At 69.2% G+C, this 20,370-nt stretch carries 20 protein-coding genes; 9 read left to right on the top strand and 11 right to left on the bottom strand.

Translation table 11 applies throughout. The features are described 5' to 3' along the window. The first annotated feature begins 70 nt into the window (after window positions 1-70). On the top strand, window positions 71-976 hold the full coding sequence (locus tag ACIP4Y_RS23190; protein ID WP_401396538.1) for a LysR family transcriptional regulator: 906 nt from the start codon (window positions 71-73) through the stop codon (window positions 974-976). A gap of 85 nt (window positions 977-1,061) precedes the next feature. Beyond that, entirely contained in the window at window positions 1,062-1,544 is a 483-nt protein-coding gene (locus ACIP4Y_RS23185; RefSeq protein ID WP_030615062.1) for an NUDIX domain-containing protein, read from the top strand. Window positions 1,545-1,666: 122 nt separating this feature from the next. Here ACIP4Y_RS23185 and ACIP4Y_RS23180 read toward each other — a convergent pair whose 3' ends face one another. Beyond that, window positions 1,667-2,299, bottom strand: a complete 633-nt coding sequence (locus ACIP4Y_RS23180) for an HAD family hydrolase (protein ID WP_401396535.1) — start codon at window positions 2,297-2,299, stop codon at window positions 1,667-1,669. Window positions 2,300-2,448: 149 nt separating this feature from the next. On the opposite strand from ACIP4Y_RS23180, the gene ACIP4Y_RS23175 reads away from it, so the two are divergent. Further along, entirely contained in the window at window positions 2,449-3,315 is an 867-nt protein-coding gene (locus ACIP4Y_RS23175; RefSeq protein ID WP_401396532.1) for a GNAT family N-acetyltransferase, read from the top strand. Window positions 3,316-3,387: 72 nt separating this feature from the next. Here the strand turns inward: ACIP4Y_RS23175 and ACIP4Y_RS23170 are convergent, their stop codons facing one another. Next, complete coding sequence (locus ACIP4Y_RS23170; RefSeq protein WP_401396529.1) at window positions 3,388-3,807, bottom strand: heme-binding protein; 420 nt, start codon at window positions 3,805-3,807, stop codon at window positions 3,388-3,390. Between the two features lie 97 nt (window positions 3,808-3,904). Continuing rightward, complete coding sequence (locus ACIP4Y_RS23165) at window positions 3,905-5,113, bottom strand: MFS transporter (protein ID WP_401396527.1); 1,209 nt, start codon at window positions 5,111-5,113, stop codon at window positions 3,905-3,907. Window positions 5,114-5,257: 144 nt separating this feature from the next. On the opposite strand from ACIP4Y_RS23165, the gene ACIP4Y_RS23160 reads away from it, so the two are divergent. Further along, on the top strand, window positions 5,258-5,716 hold the full coding sequence (locus tag ACIP4Y_RS23160) for a MarR family transcriptional regulator (protein WP_361471860.1): 459 nt from the start codon (window positions 5,258-5,260) through the stop codon (window positions 5,714-5,716). Between the two features lie 10 nt (window positions 5,717-5,726). Further along, a complete protein-coding gene (locus ACIP4Y_RS23155) occupies window positions 5,727-6,179 on the top strand; it encodes a GNAT family N-acetyltransferase (RefSeq protein ID WP_401396524.1) in 453 nt (150 codons plus the stop codon). 94 nt (window positions 6,180-6,273) lie between these two features. Here the strand turns inward: ACIP4Y_RS23155 and ACIP4Y_RS23150 are convergent, their stop codons facing one another. Next, window positions 6,274-7,659 carry a serine hydrolase domain-containing protein gene (locus tag ACIP4Y_RS23150; protein ID WP_401396521.1) on the bottom strand — a complete coding sequence of 462 codons (1,386 nt, stop codon included), beginning with the start codon at window positions 7,657-7,659 and terminating at the stop codon, window positions 6,274-6,276. Window positions 7,660-7,730: 71 nt separating this feature from the next. Continuing rightward, complete coding sequence (dnaB, locus tag ACIP4Y_RS23145) at window positions 7,731-9,209, bottom strand: replicative DNA helicase (RefSeq protein ID WP_401396518.1); 1,479 nt, start codon at window positions 9,207-9,209, stop codon at window positions 7,731-7,733. Between the two features lie 475 nt (window positions 9,210-9,684). Between dnaB and ACIP4Y_RS23140 the strand changes: the two genes are divergently transcribed. Beyond that, a complete protein-coding gene (locus ACIP4Y_RS23140; protein ID WP_401396515.1) occupies window positions 9,685-11,028 on the top strand; it encodes an MATE family efflux transporter in 1,344 nt (447 codons plus the stop codon). Window positions 11,029-11,133: 105 nt separating this feature from the next. On the opposite strand, the gene rplI is transcribed toward ACIP4Y_RS23140, so the two are convergent. From rplI to rpsF, 4 genes are all read right to left on the bottom strand, one after another. Further along, window positions 11,134-11,580 carry a 50S ribosomal protein L9 gene (gene rplI / locus ACIP4Y_RS23135; protein ID WP_059250016.1) on the bottom strand — a complete coding sequence of 149 codons (447 nt, stop codon included), beginning with the start codon at window positions 11,578-11,580 and terminating at the stop codon, window positions 11,134-11,136. A gap of 18 nt (window positions 11,581-11,598) precedes the next feature. Beyond that, window positions 11,599-11,835 (bottom strand): 30S ribosomal protein S18, encoded by a 237-nt coding sequence (rpsR, locus tag ACIP4Y_RS23130; protein WP_003949403.1) that lies wholly within the window; start codon window positions 11,833-11,835, stop codon window positions 11,599-11,601. A gap of 57 nt (window positions 11,836-11,892) precedes the next feature. Beyond that, complete coding sequence (locus ACIP4Y_RS23125; RefSeq protein ID WP_189296663.1) at window positions 11,893-12,471, bottom strand: single-stranded DNA-binding protein; 579 nt, start codon at window positions 12,469-12,471, stop codon at window positions 11,893-11,895. A 78-nt stretch (window positions 12,472-12,549) separates the two neighbouring features. Continuing rightward, on the bottom strand, window positions 12,550-12,840 hold the full coding sequence (gene rpsF, locus ACIP4Y_RS23120) for a 30S ribosomal protein S6 (RefSeq protein WP_014673750.1): 291 nt from the start codon (window positions 12,838-12,840) through the stop codon (window positions 12,550-12,552). Between the two features lie 273 nt (window positions 12,841-13,113). On the opposite strand from rpsF, the gene ACIP4Y_RS23115 reads away from it, so the two are divergent. From ACIP4Y_RS23115 to ACIP4Y_RS23105, 3 genes are all read left to right on the top strand, one after another. Next, window positions 13,114-13,428 carry a hypothetical protein gene (locus ACIP4Y_RS23115; RefSeq protein WP_358635744.1) on the top strand — a complete coding sequence of 105 codons (315 nt, stop codon included), beginning with the start codon at window positions 13,114-13,116 and terminating at the stop codon, window positions 13,426-13,428. 119 nt (window positions 13,429-13,547) lie between these two features. Further along, on the top strand, window positions 13,548-14,666 hold the full coding sequence (locus ACIP4Y_RS23110) for a peptidoglycan bridge formation glycyltransferase FemA/FemB family protein (protein ID WP_358635746.1): 1,119 nt from the start codon (window positions 13,548-13,550) through the stop codon (window positions 14,664-14,666). Window positions 14,667-14,751: 85 nt separating this feature from the next. Beyond that, window positions 14,752-15,783: an alanine racemase gene (locus ACIP4Y_RS23105; protein ID WP_030640115.1), complete on the top strand. Its 1,032-nt coding sequence runs from the start codon at window positions 14,752-14,754 to the stop codon at window positions 15,781-15,783. A 119-nt stretch (window positions 15,784-15,902) separates the two neighbouring features. On the opposite strand, the gene ACIP4Y_RS23100 is transcribed toward ACIP4Y_RS23105, so the two are convergent. Next, window positions 15,903-17,456 (bottom strand): glycosyltransferase family 87 protein, encoded by a 1,554-nt coding sequence (locus tag ACIP4Y_RS23100; protein ID WP_401396508.1) that lies wholly within the window; start codon window positions 17,454-17,456, stop codon window positions 15,903-15,905. Between the two features lie 129 nt (window positions 17,457-17,585). Continuing rightward, on the bottom strand, window positions 17,586-20,282 hold the full coding sequence (locus ACIP4Y_RS23095) for a transglycosylase domain-containing protein (RefSeq protein WP_401396506.1): 2,697 nt from the start codon (window positions 20,280-20,282) through the stop codon (window positions 17,586-17,588). Between the last annotated feature and the right edge of the window lie 88 nt (window positions 20,283-20,370).

The raw sequence follows: 20,370 nt of genomic DNA, 5'->3' as shown, positions 1-20,370 counted from the left end.
GACCTATCGACTTATTTATAGTTGGTGCCTGCCTGGGGCCGGAGGAGGGCAGCGACAGGGGAGGCATGCCATGGATCTGGCCTTGCTGCGGACCTTCGTCACCGTCCACAGGGCCGGCTCCTTCACCCGCGCCGCGGCCCTGCTCGGCCTGTCCCAGCCCGCCGTCACCTCGCAGATCCGCACGCTGGAGCGCCAGCTGGGCAGACCCCTTTTTCTTCGCCAGGCGCGCGGGGTGACGCCGACGACCATCGGCGACGAACTCGCGCACAAGGCCGCGCCGCATCTCGACGCCCTGGTGGAGATAGCGGAGAGCGGGCCGGACGACGAGTCCTCGGTGCGGACGCTGCACCTGGCCGGGCCTCCGGAGTTCACGGCCGAACGGGCTCTGCCCGCCCTCACGCAGCTGACCGGCGACGACGGCCGGGGCTTCGCGCTGCGCGCCTCCTTCGGGACGGCCGAGGACGTGCTCGAGGGGCTGGCCTGCGGCCACCATGACCTGGCCATCAGCACGGCCCGGCCTCGCGGGGCCCTGCTCACCGCCACTCCGCTCTGCGACGAGGAGCACGTGCTGGTCGCGGCGCCGCGCTGGGCGGAGCGGATCGGTTCCGACACCCTGCGACTGAAGGGCGCGCCGGCCCTGGAGAACCTGCCCGTGGTCGAGGTCCATGAGTCGCTGCCATTCGTCTCGCGTTACTGGGCCTCCGTCTTCGACTCCCGCCCGGCCGCCACCGGCACGGTCATCGTTCCGGATCTGCGGGCCGTGCTCTCCTGTGCGATCGCCGGTGCGGGACTGGCGGTACTGCCCCGCTACCTGTGCGCCCCGGCCCTGGACCACGGCACGCTCGTCACCCTGCACGATCCGCCGGTGCCGCCGCTGCGCACGTACTTCCTGGTGGTGCGGACCGGCACGCTCGCCCTGGCCCCGGTCGCGCGCGCCCACGAGTGGCTGCAGCGCGCCGCCGCGGCCTGGTCCTGACGCCCCCCAGCGGGGGCACGCGCTGCGGTCGTGTCGTGGCGCTTTGCGATGTTTCACGTGGAACCAGCCGGGCCACATTTCTCCCATGACCGTCCGACCCGTGGTCAAGCGCACCGCCCGTGCTGTTCTCCTGGACGGTGACGACCTGATCTTGATCAAGCGCACCAAGCCCGGTGTCGATCCCTACTGGGTCACTCCCGGTGGCGGAGTCGAGCCCGGGGATTCGACCGTCGTCGATGCCCTGCACAGGGAGGTGTACGAGGAACTCGGCGCCAAGATCACCGACGTGGTGCCGTGCTTCGTGGACACGGTGGAACACATCGGCGAGGACGGCGGCGCGACCGGGGTGAAGGTGCAGCACTTCTTCGTCTGCAGGCTGGAGTCCATGGACCCGTCCCTGCGCCACGGCCCCGAGGTGGAGGAGCCGGCCGGCGAGTACGAGATCGTCCGCATCCCGTTCACCCGCGTCGGCATCGCCTCCGTCCATCTCGTCCCGCTGTCCCTGCGTCACTACCTCGACGGAAACATCGAGGGGGTACGCGCCATGCACGCTCCCGACCTCGGGTAGGCACGCTCAGCCGGCCCCGACGAACAGGTCCTCCACCGAGCCGTACCGTATGCGGCTCGGCGGGATGCCGACGTCCCGGACGTGTACGAGAGGAGCTCGGTGCGAGCGACGGTGCCCGTCAACTACCGGGCGGGACCGATCAGTTCATAGGCATCCCACAGGTCCCGTCCCGTATAGGAGTGGGTCGCCAGACCCGTCAGGTGGGCGTCGGCGTTGACCGCCACGGAAACCGGTACGACAGCAAACAACTCCCTGTCCGACGACGAGTCGCCGTACGCCACACAGTCGGCCCGCGTCACGCCGAACTCCGCGCAGAGCCGGTCCGTGATGGTCACCTTGGCCGCGGCGCTGAGCGCCCCGGACGGGTCGACAGGCTGGGTGAACGGCACGGCCGGGAAACGGGAGCCGTGCGCCGTGTGAGCGCCCCAGTCGAGGAGGAGTTCCACGAAGAAGGAGGGCGAGAGGGACACCACCGCGCAGTATTCGCCCGCGCTGCGGATCTCCGCCCAGACCTCGCGGATCCGGGCCAGCCAGGGAGCCGCCTCGAACGCGGCCCGCACATGCGCCTCGGTCAGGTCCGCCCACAGGTCGTACACCTGTGCCGCGTACTCCGGCGGACCGATCCGTCCCTCCGCGATCGCGCGGTCCAGTACCACCGTCTCGGCCTCCAGCCCCAACTGGCGGGAAATCTCCACCGGTGCGGTGGTGCCGTGCAGCAACGTGCCGTCGAGATCGAAGAGATGAAGTCTCGCCATGGCCCGAGGCTAGTCGGCTGCCGATGTTTCACGTGAAACACCCGCAGCTGTCCGGGAGCTGTCCGCCTGGCCACGAGATGGCCAAAAGCACCTGCGTCTGCATCGAAACGGGTGGACGGCGGGGGTGCCGGTCGGACAGCCTGACCTGCGTGCCAACTCCTTCCCTCGCCGCTCTGCCCATCCGCCGCCTGACGCTTCGCGATCTCACCGCGTGCGCCGACCTGTCCGAAGACCGGGGGTGGCCACGCGAGGAACACAAGTGGGGCCTCCTCCTCACGGCCGGGAAGGGATTCGGCATCGATGACCCCGAGGGCGGCCTCGTCGCCGCGTGCGTCGTCACGGAGTACGGCGCATGGCAGCGGCCGGATCTCGGCGCCATCGGTATGGTCCTGGTGGCCGAACGCCACGCCCGCCGTGGCGTCGGACGTCGCCTGATGCGGCATGTCCTGTCGGCCATGGGGAGCACCCCGCTGACCCTGCACGCCACGCCGTACGGCCGGCCCCTCTACGAGGAGCTGGGCTTCAAGGTGACGGGCCGAGCCGAGATGCTGATGGGCCGCTTCACACCCAGCGGGCCGGAATCCTCCGTCGCCACGCGCGCCGCCACCGCGGAGGACCTGCCCGCGATCCTGCGCCTCGACGAGGAGGTGTTCGGCACCGACCGCACGCCGCTCATCACCCGGCTGCCCGCCTTCGCCGATCAGCTGCGGGTGGCCGAGGCGGCCGGCCGGCTCATCGGCTACACGGCCGCGTGGCCCAACATGGACACCCATGTCGTCGGCCCGCTGATCGCCCGGGACACGGAGACCGCCAAGGCGCTCATCGCCTCGCTGGCGGCCCGCACGGAGCGGCCCCTGCGCACCGACATCGACGTGCGCCATGAAGAGCTGCTGGCCTGGGCGAAGGAGCGGGGACTGGCCTCCGTCGCCTTCAACTCGGTGATGACCTACGGCGTCACGGACCTGCCGGGTGACTGGACCCGGCGGTTCGCACCGCTCACGGTCGCGGCAGGCTGAGCCCTCCTACGACGCTCCTCCGGCCCCGCCGCTCGAAGCGACGGGGCCGGAGCCACGAAGTCCGGCTATGGCTCAGGCGAGCGCCTGTACGGCCGCGGTGGCGAAGCCGTGGTCCTGCTCCGGCGCGCCGCCGCCGACACCGATCGCACCGATCAGCCGGCCGTCGCGGTGGACCGGGATACCGCCCGCGATGAACAGCAGGGGCCGGTCCAGGGCCGTGGGCAGCGTGTGGAAGGGACCGCCGGGCTGAACGGCGTCGACCAGGTCGGCGGTGGGGGCGTTCAGCTGGAGGGCCGTGTAGGCCTTGCGGGTGCTGGTCTCGCCGGAGATCAGCACCGCCCGGTCGTCCCGGCGGAAGGCGAGCAGGTGGCCGCCGGCGTCCAGGACGGTGACGCTGACGGTGACTCCGGCGTCCTCGGCCGCCCGGCGGGCCGTGGCGACGAGCAGCTCGGCGTCCTCGGTGGTGAGCGGGGTGACGGCGGTGGTGCTCATGGAGCTGTCTCCTTGGATGGTGCTGTGGTGGGTGCTTTTCCGTACCGGGACTCCCCGGGCACGGACGTCTGTGCAGTTCGGGTGGTGAGGCGCCCGCTCAGTGGTGGACGGGCGTCCGCTGCCCTGCCGGCGTCCCGGAGGCGACCACGGTGCCGCGTGCGCCGTCGCGACGCTCCAGGGCGGCCGAGAGGAAGGCGAGGACCAGGGCGGCGGCGGCGAGCGCGGCGCCGACCCAGTTGGGCGACGTGTAACCGAGGCCGGCCGCGATCACGAGGCCGCCGAGCCAGGCGGACAGGGCGTTGCCCAGGTTGAAGGCGCCGATGTTCACGGCCGAGGCGAGCGTCGGGGCGCCGTGCGCCTGGTCGAGGACGCGCTTCTGCAGCGGCGGCACCGTGGCGAAGCCCAGGGCGCCGATCAGGGCGATGGTCACCGCGGCGGTGATCTTGTTGTGGGCAGTGAACGTGAAGAGGGCCAGGACGACGGCCAGGGCGCCCAGGGAGACGTACAGCATCGGCATCAGGGCGCGGTCGGCGAACTTGCCGCCGACGAGGTTGCCGCCGACCATGCCGAGGCCGAACAGGACCAGCAGCCAGGTGACCGAGCCGTCGGCGAACCCGGCGATGTGGGTCATCATCGGCGCGATGTAGGTGATGGCCGCGAAGACGCCGCCGAAGCCGAGGACGGTCATCGCCATGGCGAGCAGGACCTGGGCGTTCTTGAAGGCGGCCAGCTCGTGCCGCAGGTGAACGCCCTCCGGCCGAGGCAGCTCGGGCACGAGCTTGGCGATACCGGCGAGACCGATGACGCCGAGGCCGGCGACGATGCCGAAGGTGACACGCCAGCCGGCGCTCTGTCCGACGAACGTCCCCAGCGGAACGCCGACGACATTGGCGACGGTCAGACCGGTGAACATCATGGCGATGGCGCCGGCCTTCTTCGCGGGCGCGACCAGTTCGGCCGCGACGACGGAGCCGATGCCGAAGAAGGCACCGTGGGCGAGCGAGGCGATCACTCGTCCGATCAGCATGACCGAGAAGGCCGGGGCCACGGCGGAGACCAGGTTTCCGACGATGAACAGGCCCATCAGCAGCATCAGCATCCGCTTGCGCGGGACCTTGGTGCCCAGCACGGTCATCAGCGGGGCACCGATGACGACGCCGAGCGCATAGCCGGTCACGAGCAGGCCCGCCGTGGGGATGGAGACCCCGAAGTCGCCCGCGACCTCGGGCAGCAAGCCCATGATCACGAACTCGGTCGTTCCGATTCCGAAGGCCCCGATCGCGAGGGCCAGAAGCGCGAGAGGCATAGGGGGGTACACCCTTCCCAAACGATTGCAGGAGCGCTTTGCGTTCGTTCACAATAGTTGCAGACGCGGGATAATGCAAGCGCCGACTATTGCGGCGGTGCTCTACCCTTGTGATGCAGCCGCCCGGGACGGAGGAGAACCCCCATGACAGCGACGGACCCCGCGCTCACCGCCCTCGCCCAGGGCTGGTGCGCCCTTTCTGCGCTGCACGGAAGGATCGAGGCGCACATCGAGCGCGCACTGCAGGCCAAGCACGACCTGAGCGTGCGCGAGTACTCCCTGCTGGACGTCCTCAGCAGGCAGCACGACGGCGAGGGCGGACATCTGCAGATGAAGCAGGTCGCCGACGCGGTCGTGCTCAGCCAGAGCGCCACCACCCGCCTGGTGACCCGACTGGAGGACCGCGGCCTGCTGGAGCGCTACCTGTGCCCCACCGACCGGCGCGGCATCTACACCAACGTCACCCCGGCTGGCCTACGGCTACTGGAAGAGGCGCGGCCCACCAACGATGCCGCGCTGCGCGAGGCCCTGGATGACGCCGCCCAGCACCCCGAACTGGCCCCGCTGGTCCGCGTGGTGGAGTCCCTGAACGTGCCCGCGTAGGGTGCGTCGCATGGACGATCTTGAAATACGGGCCGCAACCGCCGACGACCTGCCGGCGATCGTCGCCCTGCTCGCCGACGACCCGCTCGGTGCCCAGCGCGAGTCACCCGACGATCTGACGCCCTACCAGACGGCACTCGACCGCCTCGCCGCCGACCCGAACCAGCATGTCGTCGTCGCCGTGCGCGTAGGCCGTGTGATCGGGACCCTCCAGCTCACGATCATTCCCGGGCTCTCCCACAAGGGGGCCACCCGTGCGCTCATCGAGGCCGTGCGCATCCACATCGACGAGCGCGGCAGCGGGCTGGGCAGCCGGCTGATCGAGTGGGCCATCGACACCGCTCAGACGCTCGACTGCCGCATGGTGCAGCTGACGTCCGACAAGACGCGCACCGACGCCCACCGCTTCTACGAGCGGCTGGGCTTCAGTGCTTCCCACGAGGGCTTCAAGCTGGGGCTCTGACGGCTCCGTGAGCAGCCGGATGGGCCGCGCACAGGGAGCCCCGGAGGGGGCAGGGGTGCGTTTCACGTGAAACACACCCCCGGGCAGCCATGGGCTAGCCGATGCCCCGCCACCCCTCGGGGTCCACGCCGCCGGGCACCGGGGCCTCGGGGTCGTACGGCTGCCGGGTGAACACGAACGAGCCGAGATCGAGGTGGCTCACGGACCCGTCCGGGCGCCGTACGGGCCGCAACAGCTCCCCGGCGTAGTAGCCCTCCAGGCCCGTCCAGGTGCCGTCGCCGTTCGCCCGGAAGCGGGCCCTGCGGCCGCCGCCGGCCAGCGGTGCCAGGGCGAGAAGGCCGTCGGCGGTCGCGCGCAGGCCGAAGGCGTACGTGCCCCAGTACCACTGCCCCACCAGCTCCAGCACTGTCGGATCGACCTCGCGCACGGGTCGCCAGGGCTCCGGGATCCGCGGCTCGGCCTCCGCGACGATCCGGACGAGGTCGGCTCCCACGGCACCCAGCAGCGGTCCGCTGGTGCAGTTCGCGAGCACCACCGCGGCCACGTCGTCCTCCACGCTGATGGTCAGGTTCGCCAGGAAGCCGGGCAGGGAACCGGAGTGCCCGACGAGCAGCCGGCCGTCGCGGCGTTGGATCTGCAGGCCCAGGCCGTATGTGATCCCGTCCAGCACGTCCGCGGCCTCGGCGGGCGCAGCCGGGGTGCGCATCTCCCGTACCGACTCCGCACTCAGGACCCGGTCGTCCCCTCGGGCCAGAAACGCGGCGAACCGCGCGAGATCCCCGGTGGTCGACCAGAGCTGGCCGGCCGGCGCCATCCGGCCCAGGTCCTCCAGCGGCTCGGGCAGCATCGCGTCGGCCCACGGGTGCACGGCCCAGCCGCCCGCGTGCGGGGAGACCGGCTGCACGCTCGTCCGGTGCAGGCCGAGGGGCTCCAGGATTTCGTGGCGCAGCACCTCCTCCCAGGGAGCGCCGCGCAGCTCTTCCACCAGGGCGCCAAGCACGGTGTAGCCGGGGTTGGAGTAGTGGTGCCGCCGTCCGACGGGATGCAGCAGGGGCTGTTCCCCCAGCACATCGCTCAGCTCGGGCCGCAGGGATCCGGGCGTCCGTTCCCACCAGGGCGCAGGCGATTCGGCCGCCAATCCCGCGGTGTGCGCGAGCAGTTCCGCGATCGTCGCTTCCCCGGCGCCGGTGCCCGGCAGGTGCTTCTCCAGGGGATCGCCGAGATCGAGCACGCCCTCGTCGCGCAGCCGCATCACCAGGACGGCGGTGAAGGTCTTGGTGATGGACCCGATCCGGTACTGCACGGTCTCGTCCGGGCCGTGCCCGTCCACCGAGGTCCGCGCGCCGTGCCACACTGCCTGCCCGTCCCGCACGATCGCGGCGACCAGCGACGGAGCCCGTCCTTCGGACTGCGCGACGGCGATCCGGTGCAGCAGGGCGCGGCGGGTGCCGGGGAGCAGCGCTTCCTGAGTTGTCGTCATGGGCCCAGTCCACCTGGTACGGAGGCGGGCGTCGAATCGATGTGCCGGGCACCTCGCCGGTGCCCGGCGGATCAGGTCTGGGCCATGTCCACGAAACGGGAGTAGTGGCCCTGGAACGCGACCGTGATGGTGGCCGTCGGACCGTTTCGGTGCTTGGCGACGATCAGGTCGGCCTCGCCCGCGCGCGGGGACTCCTTCTCGTAGGCGTCCTCGCGGTGCAGCAGGATGACCATGTCGGCGTCCTGCTCGATGGAGCCGGACTCACGCAGGTCGGAGACCATCGGCTTCTTGTCGGTGCGCTGCTCGGGGCCACGGTTGAGCTGGGAGAGCGCGATGACCGGGATCTCCAGCTCCTTCGCGAGCAGCTTGAGGTTACGGGACATGTCCGAGACCTCCTGCTGACGGCTCTCGGCGCGCTTGGAGCCGCCGGACTGCATCAGCTGGAGGTAGTCGATGACGACCAGCTTCAGGTCGTTGCGCTGCTTCAGGCGCCGGCACTTGGCCCGGATTTCCATCATCGACAGGTTCGGGGAGTCGTCGATGTAGAGCGGTGCGGCCGACACGTCCGGCATCCTGCGGGCGAGCCGCGTCCAGTCCTCATCCGTCATCGTGCCGGACCGCATGTGGTGCAGAGCGACCCGGGCCTCGGCGGACAGCAGACGCATCGCGATCTCGTTGCGGCCCATTTCGAGCGAGAAGATGACGCTCGGGAGGTTGTGCTTGATGGAGGCGGCCCGCGCGAAGTCCAGGGCGAGGGTCGACTTGCCCATGGCGGGACGGGCGGCGATGACGATCATCTGCCCCGGGTGAAGGCCGTTCGTCAGCGAGTCGAAGTCGGTGAACCCGGTGGGCACGCCGGTCATCTCGCCGCTGCGCGAGCCGATCGCCTCGATCTCGTCGAGGGCACCTTCCATGATGTCGCCGAGCGGGAGGTAGTCCTCGCTGGTGCGCTGCTCGGTGACGGCGTAGATCTCGGCCTGCGCGCGGTTGACGATCTCGTCGACGTCTCCGTCGGCCGCGTATCCCATCTGCGTGATGCGGGTGCCGGCTTCGACCAGGCGGCGCAGGACGGCACGCTCGTGGACGATCTCCGCGTAGTACTCGGCGTTGGCCGCCGTCGGCACGGTCTGGACGAGGCTGTGCAGATACGCCGCGCCGCCGACCTTGTTGATCTCGCCGCGCTTGGTGAGTTCGGCGGCGATGGTGATCGGGTCGGCCGGCTCGCCCTTGGCGTAGACGTCCAGGATGGCCGTGTAGATCGTCTCGTGCGCGGGCTTGTAGAAGTCGTGGCCCTTGAGGATCTCGACGACGTCGGCGATGGCGTCCTTGGACAGCAGCATGCCGCCCAGGACCGACTGCTCGGCGTCCAGATCCTGCGGCGGGACCCGCTCGAAGGACGAACCGCCGCCGTCCCAGGCCCCGTTGTCCCGGCCCCGGTCGTGCTGCTCATCACGACCCCGGCCGCCGTCACCGCGCCGACGGGAGGCCGGCAGACGATCACTGGGCCCACTGTCGGCCCACGGATCGTCCAAGGGCTCGGAAATGCTCACCGAGCCACCTCCTCCCGTCCGCGCGGCGGACCTCGCCGTGTCCTCTTTTGTACGGCACGACACTGACAACTGAGAGGCCCAACTCCGGTTCTGGCACGTCGGATTTGTGACGATTCCCCGACCGGAAGAAGGACGCTTGCCGGGCCGGAGGAAGGAGCGGGCGCCGGACAACCGTAGGCCCGTCGGCACCGTCAGCCAATCTGGTTATCCACAGGCCATGTGGACGACCGCCCCGATGCTGTGGAGAACTCGGCGAAACCTGTGCACGACCCGGTGGAAAGCTCTGTGAACAAGCCCTCGATCTCCCCACCAACAAGCCGCTGACCTGCACCTTTACGATCCACCGGCTGTGCAGAGAAAAAACTTCCCCAGTCGGGCCAAGATCGCTTCGAACGGCACCCGAAAGGACATGCTCCCAGACCGAAAGTAAGGAGCACTTGCCGGTTGCATCTCTTACCTGTGGACGATTACATTGATGCTCATGACACAGGCTCCAGAGATCCCCAAGGCCACCCGCCGGCAGCACGACCGCGAAATCGTCGCGCTGGCCGTCCCGGCCTTCGGCGCCCTGGTCGCCGAGCCTCTCTTCGTCATGGTGGACAGTGCGATCGTCGGCCATCTGGGAACCGCTCAACTCGCCGGTCTCGGCGTTGCCTCCGCGCTCCTGACCACCGCTGTGAGCATCTTCGTCTTCCTCGCCTACGCCACCACGGCCGCCGTGGCCCGCCGTGTCGGCGCCGGTGATCTTCCGGCGGCCATCCGCCAGGGCATGGACGGCATCTGGCTGGCGCTGCTGCTCGGCCTCGCCGTCATCGCCGTCGTCCTGCCCCTGGCCCCTGGCATCGTTGACCTCTTCGGTGCCTCCACCACCGCGGCTCCCTACGCCACCACGTATCTGCGCGTCTCTTCCCTGGGCATCCCCGCCATGCTCATCGTCCTAGCCGCGACCGGAGTCCTGCGCGGCCTGCAGGACACCAAAACCCCGCTCTATGTCGCCGTCGCCGGCTTCGTCGCCAACGCCGCGCTCAACGCGGGACTGGTCTACGGCGCCGGGCTCGGCATCGCAGGTTCGGCCTGGGGCACGGTCATCGCCCAGTGCGGCATGGCGGCCGTCTACCTGACCGTCGTCGTCCGCGGAGCCCGCCGGCACGGTGCCTCACTCCGGCCCGACGCCGCCGGGATCCGTGCCTCGGCCCAGGCCGGCGCTCCCCTCCTGGTGCGCACGCTCTCCCTGCGGGCGATCCTCATGATCGCCACGGCGGTCGCGGCACGTCTCGGTGACGCCGACATCGCCGCGCACCAGATAGTCCTGTCCCTGTGGAACCTGCTGGCCTTCGCGCTCGACGCGATCGCCATCGCGGGGCAGGCCATCATCGGCCGCTATCTCGGCGCGGACGACCCCCAGGGGGCACGCCAGGCCGGTCGGCGCATGATCCAGTGGGGCATCGCGACCGGTGTCGTACTGGGCCTGCTCGTGGTGGCCGCACGACCGGTCTTCCTGCCGCTGTTCACCAGTGACTCCGGAGTGAAGGACGCCGCGCTGCCGGCCCTGCTGCTCGTGGCACTCTCGCAGCCCGTCTGCGGGATCGTCTTCGTCCTGGACGGCGTCCTGATGGGCGCGGGCGACGGTCCCTATCTCGCCTGGGCCATGGTCGTCACCTTGGCGGTGTTCGCTCCGGTGGCCCTGCTCGTCCCCACCCTCGGCGGCGGGCTCACCGCGCTCTGGGCAGCGATGACGTTGATGATGACGATCCGCATGCTGACCCTGTGGCTGCGGACCCGCTCGGGCCGCTGGCTCGTGACCGGCGCGACCCGCTGACCGTTTCACGTGAAACATGCCGCCCCGGCCATGGGAAAGGGGCCGCACCCCTGAAGGGTGCGGCCCCTTTCACCGGCTCAAGCGAGCACAGCGATCACGCGGCGATCAGGCCGCGACGACCTCGATGTTGACCTTGGCGGCAACCTCGGGGTGCAGACGCACGGACGTCTCGTGGGCGCCCAGGGTCTTGATCGGAGCGGCCAGCTCGATGCGGCGCTTGTCGACCTCGGGGCCACCGGAAGCCTTGATCGCGGACGCGATGTCGGCCGGGGTGACGGAGCCGAAGAGACGGCCGGAGTCGCCGGAGCGGACGGCCAGACGGACCTTCACGCCCTCGAGCTGGGCCTTGACCTGGTTGGCCTGCTCGATGGTCTGGATCTCGTGGATCTTGCGAGCACGACGGATCTGCTCGACGTCCTTCTCGCCACCCTTGGTCCAGCGGATAGCGAACTTCCGCGGGATCAGGTAGTTGCGAGCGTAACCGTCCTTGACGTCCACGACGTCGCCCGCGGCACCGAGGCCGGAGACCTCGTGGGTGAGGATGATCTTCATGATTCGGTCACCCTTCCCTTAGCGCGCGGTGGACGTGTAGGGCAGCAGCGCCATCTCACGGCTGTTCTTAACGGCCGTGGCGACGTCACGCTGGTGCTGCGTGCAGTTGCCGGTCACGCGGCGGGCACGGATCTTGCCGCGGTCGGAAATGAACTTCCGCAGCATGTTCGTGTCCTTGTAGTCCACGTACGTGACCTTGTCCTTGCAGAAAGCGCAGACCTTCTTCTTCGGCTTGCGCACAGGCGGCTTCGCCATGGTGATTCTCCTGTGTGATCAAGAAGTTGGGGTACGACCCACCCTTGGTCCGAGGACCTAGAAGGGGGGCTCGTCCGAGTAGCCGCCACCGCCGCCGGAGCCGCCGCCCCAGCCGCCGCCACCCTGGTTGCCACCGGCGGGAGCGCCGGTCGCCCACGGGTCGTCGGCCGGAGCGCCGCCGCCCTGCTGGCCGCCACCGGAGCCTCCGCCCCAGCCGCCGCCACCCTGGCCGCCACCGCCGCCGTAACCGCCCTGGCCACCGCGAGCGCCACCGGCGGTCTTGGTGACCTTGGCCGTGGCGTTGCGCAGGCTGGGGCCGACTTCCTCGACGTCCAGCTCGTAGACCGTGCGCTTGACGCCCTCGCGGTCCTCGTAGGACCGCTGCTTCAGCCGGCCCTGCACGATGACGCGCATGCCTCGCTGGAGCGACTCGGCGACGTTCTCCGCCGCCTGGCGCCAGACCGAGCAGGTCAGGAACAGGCTCTCGCCGTCCTTCCACTCGTTCGTCTGGCGGTCGAAGGTGCGGGGAGTGGACGCGACGCGGAACTTCGCGACCGCCGCACCGGACGGGGTGAAGCGCAGCTCGGGGTCGTCGACAAGATTGCCGATGACCGTGATGACGGTCTCGCCTGCCATGGGGGAACCTCTCGGCGGGTTTGCTGCTCTGGCTGCTTGGTTGCTACTCGAATCCCGAGATCAGCTGAGCGGAAGGGCTCAGTGGGTCTCGGGGCGGAGGACCTTGGTCCGGAGGACCGACTCGTTCAGGTTCATCTGGCGGTCGAGCTCCTTGACGACCGCAGGCTCGGCCTGCAGGTCGATGACCGAGTAGATGCCCTCGGGCTTCTTCTTGATCTCGTAGGCGAGACGACGACGGCCCCAGGTGTCGACCTTCTCAACCTTGCCGCCGCCGTCACGGACGACGGACAGGAAGTTCTCGATCAGCGGGGAGACAGCGCGCTCCTCGAGATCGGGGTCGAGGATGACCATCACCTCGTAGTGACGCATGTGGAACCCACCTCCTTTGGACTCAGCGGCCACGGTCGTTCCGTGGCAGGAGGGTTGTGATGCGTACGCAACGGTATCGGCCGCCACTGACAATGGGGTTCCCTCAGGGAAGCCGAGCAGTGTGACCTGGTTCAGGTCGGGGCAGACACCAGTGCAGACGGTACAGACTACCCGCACACCCGCTTCCGGTTGAAATCCGGCCCTCGAGGCCGACAATCTGTACACATCGGGTGTGTGCGGCGCTAAGATGCGCCGCTTTCGCAGGAGGTGCCCATGGCACAGGCATTGCAGCCCAACACCGCCGGATCCCTCTTCGCCTCGGACGGCAAGCCCCATCCGCTGCAGGACGCCCTGATGGCGGTGACGTTCGCCCTGGGCCTGCTGTCCTTCATCACGTCCTTCTTCCACAGCCTCCACCTGCTGACCTCGTGGACGGGCCTGGTGGCGCTGGCCACGGGCGTCTACGGACAGTGGGTCTCGGTGACCACGCGGCAGCGGTTCTTCCTGATCCTGGGGCTCGGTGCCGCGGGCGTCGGTTTCCTGATCGGCATGGCCCACGGCGGCCTCTTCGGCGGCCTCGTCGGCTGACTCCGCCGGGGTCGAGGCCCATATGCCCAGTCGGGGCGCTCGCAAGGCGCAGTAGGCTTCGGCGCGAGAGCCGGAGCCCCTGTACCCATGGGGACACACCAGCCCGAGGAGCGCCCCGAATGAGCCTGACCCTGAGGACCATCAGTCGCGAGCAGCATCTGGCATTCATCCAGAGCCTGCCGGCGGCGAGCCACATGCAGGTCCCGGCCTGGGCAGATGTGAAGGCGGAGTGGCGCTCGGAGAACCTGGGCTGGTTCGACAAGAGCGGCCAGCTGGTCGGTGCGGGCCTCGTCCTCTACCGCCAGCTGCCCAAGATCAAGCGCTACCTCGCCTATCTGCCCGAGGGCCCGGTCATCAACTGGTACGCGCCGAACCTGGACGACTGGATCCAGCCGATGCTGGCGCACCTGAAGCAGCAGGGTGCCTTCTCGGTGAAGATGGGCCCGCCGGTGATCATCCGCCGCTGGAACGCGGACACGATCAAGAGGGGCATCCAGGACCCGGATGTCAAGCGACTGCGCGACCTGGAGGCCGACTTCATCGAGCCGCGCGCCTTCGAGGTGGCCGACAAGCTGCGCCGCATGGGCTGGCAGCAGGGCGAGGACGGCGGCGCCGGCTTCGGCGACGTGCAGCCCCGCTACGTCTACCAGGTGCCGCTGGCGAACCGCTCCCTGGAAGAGGTCCACAAGAACTTCAACCAGCTGTGGCGCCGCAACATCAAGAAGGCCGAGAAGGCCGGTGTCGAGGTCGTGCAGGGCGGCTACCAGGACCTGCCCGAGTGGCAGCGGCTGTACGAGATCACGGCCGTCCGTGACCACTTCCGGCCCCGCCCGCTGTCGTACTTCCAGCGCATGTGGACGGCCCTCAACACCGAGGACCCCAACCGCATGCGGCTGTACTTCGCCCGCCACAACGGCGTGAACCTGTCCGCGGCGACGATGCTGATCGTCGGCGGGCACGTCTGGTACTCCTACGGCGCCTCCGACAACATCGGCCGCGAGGTCCGCCCGTCGAACGCGATGCAGTGGCGGATGCTGCGCGACGCCTACGCACTCGGCGCCACCGTCTACGACCTGCGCGGCATCTCCGACTCGCTGGACGAGACCGACCACCTCTTCGGCCTGATCCAGTTCAAGGTCGGCACGGGCGGTCAGGCCGCCGAGTACCTCGGCGAGTGGGACTTCCCGCTGAACAAGCTGCTCCACAAGGCGCTCGACATCTACATGTCGCGCCGCTGAGCCACGCGGGCGTTTGATTCCATAGCCCTCACAGCTCATACACCTCTGATCCACCGCAGCCACGAGAAAGGTTCCGGGTCCGGCCATGGCGCTCACGCTCTACGTCGACACCGCGCGCTGGCGGGCGCACCACAAGCACGTGCAGGAGCAGTTCCCGGGACTCGTCCCGGTCTGCAAGGGCAACGGCTACGGCTTCGGGCACGAACGGCTGTCGGAGGAGGCCACGCGGCTCGGTGCCGACCTGCTCGCCGTCGGCACGACCTACGAGGCCGCACGCATCAAGGACTTCTTCAGCGGTGACCTGCTGGTGCTGACGCCCTACCGGCGCGGCGAGGAGCCGGTCCCGCTGCCCGACCGGGTCGTCCGCTCGGTGTCGTCCATCGACGGCGTGTACGGCCTCGTGGGCGCCCGTGTCGTGATCGAGGTGATGTCCTCGATGAAGCGGCACGGCATCAGCGAGCACGACCTGCCGCAGCTGCACCAGGCCATAGAGAACGTCCGGCTGGAGGGCTTCGCCATCCACCTGCCGCTGGACCGCACCGACGGCTCGGACGCCGTCGAGGAGGTCATCGGCTGGATGGACCGGCTGCGCGCGGCACGGCTTCCGCTGCACACGATGTTCGTCAGCCACCTCAAGGCGGACGATCTGGCCCGGCTCCAGCAGCAGTTCCCGCAGACCCGGTTCCGCGCGCGCATCGGCACACGGCTGTGGCTGGGAGACCACGACGCCACGGAGTACCGCGGTGCCGTCCTGGACGTCACGCGCGTGGCGAAGGGCGACCGGTTCGGCTACCGGCAGCAGAAGGCGGCCTCGGACGGCTTCCTGGTGGTCGTGGCGGGCGGTACGTCGCACGGAGTGGGTCTGGAGGCCCCCAAGGCCCTGCACGGCGTCATGCCGCGCGCCAAGGGTGTCGCACGCGCCGGACTCGCGACGGTCAACCGGAACCTTTCCCCGTTCGTCTGGGGCGGCAAGCAGCGCTGGTTCGCCGAGCCGCCGCACATGCAGGTGTCGATCCTGTTCGTGCCCTCGGACGCCCCCGAGCCCAAGGTCGGCGACGAGCTGGTGGCCCATCTGCGGCACACCACGACCCAGTTCGACCGCCTCGTGGACCGCTGAGCCCGTCCAGGACTGCGAGAAGGCCGTATCCGGAGCGCCCGGGTACGGCCTTCTGCGTGCACCGGCTGCGCGTGACGGCCGGCCGTGCCGCGCGCCGAGGCGGCGTTGCGCGCGTTCGCTCAGAGCGAACGGTCCTTGTGGGCGAGCTCTTCGGGTCGGCCCCAGTCCACCTGAGGCCCCTCGAAGTACGCGGCGTGGCGCGGGGGATGGGCCGCCGCGCCGAGCACGAACGCGTCCTCCGCGCCGTCGAGCACCCCGCCTGAGGGATCGTCCTCGCCGGACCGGCGCACCACGTCCCGCTCCGGCATCAGGATGTCCCGTACGACGACGGCGCACAGGTACAGCGTGCCCACCAGGTGCATGACGATCGCCCACTGGTAGCCCTGTGTCGGCAGGCCCTTGTGGGCGTCTCCGCTGGTCGTGTAGGCGAGGTACATCCAGATGCCCAGGAAGTACCCCACCTCGCACGCCTGCCAGATCAGGAAGTCCCGCCACTTGGGCCGGGCGAGAACCGCCAGCGGCACCAGCCACAGGACGTACTGCGGGGAGTAGACCTTGTTGGTGACGACGAAGGCGGCCACCATCAGGAAGGCCAGCTGGGCGAAGCGCGGCCGGCGCGGGGCGGTGAACGTCAGCGCGACGATGCCGAGGAAGCACAGCACCACCAGCACGATGGCCGCGTTGTTGACGAAGTTCGTGGTGGGCGGGTTGCTGGAGTTCTGCGCCCAGATCAGCCAGAAGGAGCCGAAGTCGACACCGCGCTCCTGGCTGAAGGTGTAGAACTTCGCCCAGCCCTCGCGGATGTGGAAGCCCGTCGCATCGTGCGCGAGCATCACGGGCAGGTTCACCACGAGCCAGGCGACCACCGCACCGGCCACGGCCTGGAAGAACTCGCGCCACTTGCCGGCCCGCCAGCACAGAACCAGCAGGGGACCGAGCAGCACGACCGGATACAGCTTGGCGGCCGTGGCGAGCCCCAGGAGGACACCGAAGGCGATGGCCCGGCCACGCGCCCACATCAGCATCGCGGCGGCCGTCAGCGCCACCGCCAGCAGGTCCCAGTTGATGGTCGCGGTCAGCGCGAAGGCGGGCGCCAGGGCGACCAGCAGGCCATCCCAGGGGCGTCGGCGGTGGGTGCGGGCGACACAGACGGCGATGACGGCGGCGCACACCATCAGCATCCCGGCGTTGACGAACCAGTACCACTGCTCCTGGTGCTGGATGCTGCCGCTGTGCGGCGTCAGCCACGAGGCCACCTCCATGAACACACCGGTCAGCACCGGGTACTCGAGGTAGTCCATGTCGCCGGGGAGCTTGTCGAAGTACGGCACGAGGTGGTCGGCGAACCCGCGACCCTGGTACAGGTGCGGGATGTCCGAGTAGCAGGCGTGCGTGTACTGGCTGCTCGCACCGAAGAACCAGGCACTGTGATAGCAGGGCGCCTTCTGGACCAGGCCGAGGGCGAACATACCGATCGCCACGAGCGCCACGACCCGTACAGGGGTCCACCAGGAGGTCCCGAGCAGGGCGCGCCGCCCCAGGGGACCGCCGATCAGCTCACTGCCGGCGGCGGCGACCCCGTCCTCCCTGGTCGGCTGCACCGGTTCTGCCACGGCGGGCCGCGCGGGCTCGGGCTCGGGCATGCTCGCGGGCGTCATCTCTGCACTGGGCATGGGGCACATCCTGCCGTACCAGCCTGAGAAAACGCCGAGGGCCGCCGCACCTGGTGGGTGCGGCGGCCCATGTTTCACGTGAAACACCCGTGGTGGGCGATATGGTCGCCAACCGGTCAGATCACCGGGCTAACCCGTCTGGCCTCCGAAGAAGCCCCCGTTGCCGTTTCCTCGGGTGGTGCCTGTCCCGGTCGTGTCCGTGACCGTCGGCGTCGGTGACGTGTCTCCGCCTCCGTCGACGCCGCCCGTATCCACGCCTCCGTTGCCGTTGCCGTTCCCGTTCCCGTTGCCGTTGCAGTTCGGGTCCCAGCCACCGAACTGGCAGGACTCACTCGCCGACGGGGACGGCGTGGGGGTCGTCTCGCTCGGCGTCGGGCTCGGCGTGTCGCTCGGCGTAGGGCTCGGCTTGATGGTGACGCTCGGGGTCGGGGAGGGGGCACCCGCCTCGTCCTGCACCGTTCCGATCTCGGTGGCGTCCGGGAAGCCGAGGTCGTTCGCGCCCTTGAGCGCGGCCTTCATGTACTCGGTCCACACCAGCGTCGGGATGTCACCACCATGGATGGAGTCCACCCCCGCCGTGCCGTTCATGGACAGCAGCTTGTGGTCCTTGGGATTCTCACGGAACATCGCCACAGAGGTCGACAGCTGCTGGGTGTAGCCGACGAACCAGGCCGACTTGTTCTCGTCGGTGGTACCGGTCTTGCCCGCCGCCGTACGGCCGAGGGACTTGGCCTTCTGACCCGTACCGTTCTGGATGACGTTTTCCAGGACATCCGTGACGTTGTTGGCGATGTTCGCGTCCAGCGCCTGCTCGGGGGCGGGCTTCGGCTTGACGAAGCTGGGCGCGTCGACACCGTTGATCTTGACGGCGGTCACGGAGTACGGGTCCGTCTGCTTGCCGGAGGCGGCGAACGTCGCATAGGCGTCGGCCATACGAATCGCGCTGGGCGTCGACGTACCGATGGCGAAGGACGGGTTGAGGTTCTGCGACATGCTCTGGTCGAGAATGCCGGCCGCCTTGGCCACGTCCCGGACGTGTGTCATCCCCACATCGACACCGAGCTGGACGAACGGCGTGTTGACGGACTGCTCCATCGCCTTGCGCAAAGTGATGTAGCCCCAGGGCTTGGGACCCTCGTTGTTCTGGTAGAAGGGTGTGTTGTCCTTGTTGAGGTAGTACGACCCATCCGGCTTGAAGACCTTGAGATGGTCGTTGCCGTTGTACTTGCTCAGCGGGGAAACACCCTCGCCCTCGGACCTGTACGTGCCGTACTTCATGGCCGCGGCGAGCACGAACGGCTTCCAGGTCGAACCCACGGGGACGCCGGATGTGTCCGCGTTGTTGGTGAAGTGCCCGTTCTCGTAGCCGTCACCGCCGTACAGCGCGACGATCCTTCCGTCCCGGGGCTTCACCGAGGCCGCACCGAACTGGACGTACTTGTCCAGGTCCCGGTGCTTCGGGTCCAGGCGCTCCTTCTGAACGTTCTTGACGGCCTTGGCCAGCGCGTTGACCTTGGCCTTCTCGAAGGTCGTGTAGATCTGGTAGCCGCCCTTGTCGAACTGCGCCTCCGTGATGTCGGAGTGGGCGAGGACGTACTTCTTCGCCGTGTCGGCCAGGTAGCTGATCTGCCCGGTCATCCCCTTGGTTGCCTTGCGGCCGTCGGGCTCCGGGTACTTCTTGATCGCCTCCTGGTACTGGACGTCGGTGAGGTGCTTGTCCTTGTGCATCTCGCCGAGGATCCAGCTCCAGCGGTCCGTGGAACGCTTCAGGTTGGCCTGCGGGGTCGCCGACTTGTCCAGGTCCTGGTTGCCGGCGGGGTCGTAGTACGTCGGTCCCTTGAGCAGCGCCGCGAGGACGGCACACTCGCTCGGCTTGAGGTCGACCGCGTTCTTCCCGTAGTAGGTCTGCGCCGCCGCCTGGATCCCGTACGCTCCCCGCCCGAAGTACGAGGTGTTCAGGTAGCCCTGCAGGATGTCGTTCTTGTCGAGCTTCGCGCCCACCTTGATGGAGATGAACATCTCCTTGAACTTGCGGGTGAGCGTCTGGTCCTGGCTCAGGTACGTGTTCTTCACGTACTGCTGGGTGATCGTCGAGCCACCCTGCGTCTGGCCGCCCCGTGCCATGTTGGCCACGGCACGCGCGATGCCCATGGGGTCTACGCCGGAGTCCTGGTAGAAGGACTTGTTCTCGGCGGAGATCACCGCGTACCGCATCGCCTCCGGGATCTGGTCGATGCTGACGTTCTGCCGGTTCACCCCGGTGCCCGTGGCCACCATCTGGGTGCCGTCGGCCCAGTAGTAGACGTTGTTCTGCGACTTGGCCGCGTCGTTCTCGTTCGGGATCGAGACCATCGCGTAGCCGACGCCGACCATCACCACCAGGCTGCCGACGAAGCCGATGAACAGCCCGCTGACCAGCTTCCAGGACGGTACCCAGCGTCGCCAGCCGTCCTTGCCGGCCCTGGGGTAGTCGATGAACCGCTTCTTGCCGGGTGCCGTCGTCGCGCGGCCCCGCCCGCGTCCGGGACCGGTCGCCCCGCCCGGGCCGCCGCGCCGGCCGCCGGGGGGCGGGTTGTCGGCGGTTCTGCGCCGGCCGCCTTTCTGTGCGGCACGGCGGGCCTCGGCACGACTGCCGTAGGGACGCTCCTCGCCTCCCGGACCAGTGGCCTCCGACCCATAGGAAGGGGACCCATAGGAGTCGGCAGGGGACCCGGTGGCGCCTCGCGGTGCCGCACGGCGGCCGGAGGACGAGCCGGACTGGCCGCGTCGGGCCGCGGCACGTCCGCCTCCCTGCGGCTGCGGCGGTTTGCGACGGTGCTCGCTCATCGAACGATTACTCCTCGGGCAGGCGCACCCGTGCGCGCCTGGAACGGCGGCTGGTTTCCGGTCCCCCCGAAGTACGGATGTGGTCGGT

Origin of the sequence: Streptomyces sp. NPDC088810, from assembly GCF_044750305.1 — a bacterium.
Classification (GTDB): Bacteria; Actinomycetota; Actinomycetes; order Streptomycetales; family Streptomycetaceae; genus Streptomyces.
Note: the sequence above shows the minus strand (reverse complement) of the source record. Positions and strands in the feature narration are given on the sequence as shown.

Excerpts from the sequence above, each read along its gene's own strand:
- ACIP4Y_RS23160 (WP_361471860.1), top strand. The coding sequence starts at position 5,258 with ATGACAGCGACGGACCCCGCGCTCACCGCCCTCGCCCAGGGCTGGTGC.
- ACIP4Y_RS23190 (WP_401396538.1), top strand. The coding sequence starts at position 71 with ATGGATCTGGCCTTGCTGCGGACCTTCGTCACCGTCCACAGGGCCGGC.
- ACIP4Y_RS23165 (WP_401396527.1), bottom strand. The coding sequence starts at position 5,113 with ATGCCTCTCGCGCTTCTGGCCCTCGCGATCGGGGCCTTCGGAATCGGA.
- ACIP4Y_RS23180 (WP_401396535.1), bottom strand. The coding sequence starts at position 2,299 with ATGGCGAGACTTCATCTCTTCGATCTCGACGGCACGTTGCTGCACGGC.
- ACIP4Y_RS23125 (WP_189296663.1), bottom strand. The coding sequence starts at position 12,471 with ATGGCAGGCGAGACCGTCATCACGGTCATCGGCAATCTTGTCGACGAC.
- ACIP4Y_RS23150 (WP_401396521.1), bottom strand. The coding sequence starts at position 7,659 with ATGACGACAACTCAGGAAGCGCTGCTCCCCGGCACCCGCCGCGCCCTG.
- ACIP4Y_RS23105 (WP_030640115.1), top strand. The coding sequence starts at position 14,752 with ATGGCGCTCACGCTCTACGTCGACACCGCGCGCTGGCGGGCGCACCAC.
- rplI (WP_059250016.1), bottom strand. The coding sequence starts at position 11,580 with ATGAAGATCATCCTCACCCACGAGGTCTCCGGCCTCGGTGCCGCGGGC.
- rpsR (WP_003949403.1), bottom strand. The coding sequence starts at position 11,835 with ATGGCGAAGCCGCCTGTGCGCAAGCCGAAGAAGAAGGTCTGCGCTTTC.
- ACIP4Y_RS23095 (WP_401396506.1), bottom strand. The coding sequence starts at position 20,282 with ATGAGCGAGCACCGTCGCAAACCGCCGCAGCCGCAGGGAGGCGGACGT.
- ACIP4Y_RS23155 (WP_401396524.1), top strand. The coding sequence starts at position 5,727 with ATGGACGATCTTGAAATACGGGCCGCAACCGCCGACGACCTGCCGGCG.
- ACIP4Y_RS23185 (WP_030615062.1), top strand. The coding sequence starts at position 1,062 with ATGACCGTCCGACCCGTGGTCAAGCGCACCGCCCGTGCTGTTCTCCTG.
- ACIP4Y_RS23100 (WP_401396508.1), bottom strand. The coding sequence starts at position 17,456 with ATGCCCAGTGCAGAGATGACGCCCGCGAGCATGCCCGAGCCCGAGCCC.
- ACIP4Y_RS23140 (WP_401396515.1), top strand. The coding sequence starts at position 9,685 with ATGCTCATGACACAGGCTCCAGAGATCCCCAAGGCCACCCGCCGGCAG.
- rpsF (WP_014673750.1), bottom strand. The coding sequence starts at position 12,840 with ATGCGTCACTACGAGGTGATGGTCATCCTCGACCCCGATCTCGAGGAG.
- ACIP4Y_RS23115 (WP_358635744.1), top strand. The coding sequence starts at position 13,114 with ATGGCACAGGCATTGCAGCCCAACACCGCCGGATCCCTCTTCGCCTCG.
- ACIP4Y_RS23170 (WP_401396529.1), bottom strand. The coding sequence starts at position 3,807 with ATGAGCACCACCGCCGTCACCCCGCTCACCACCGAGGACGCCGAGCTG.
- ACIP4Y_RS23110 (WP_358635746.1), top strand. The coding sequence starts at position 13,548 with ATGAGCCTGACCCTGAGGACCATCAGTCGCGAGCAGCATCTGGCATTC.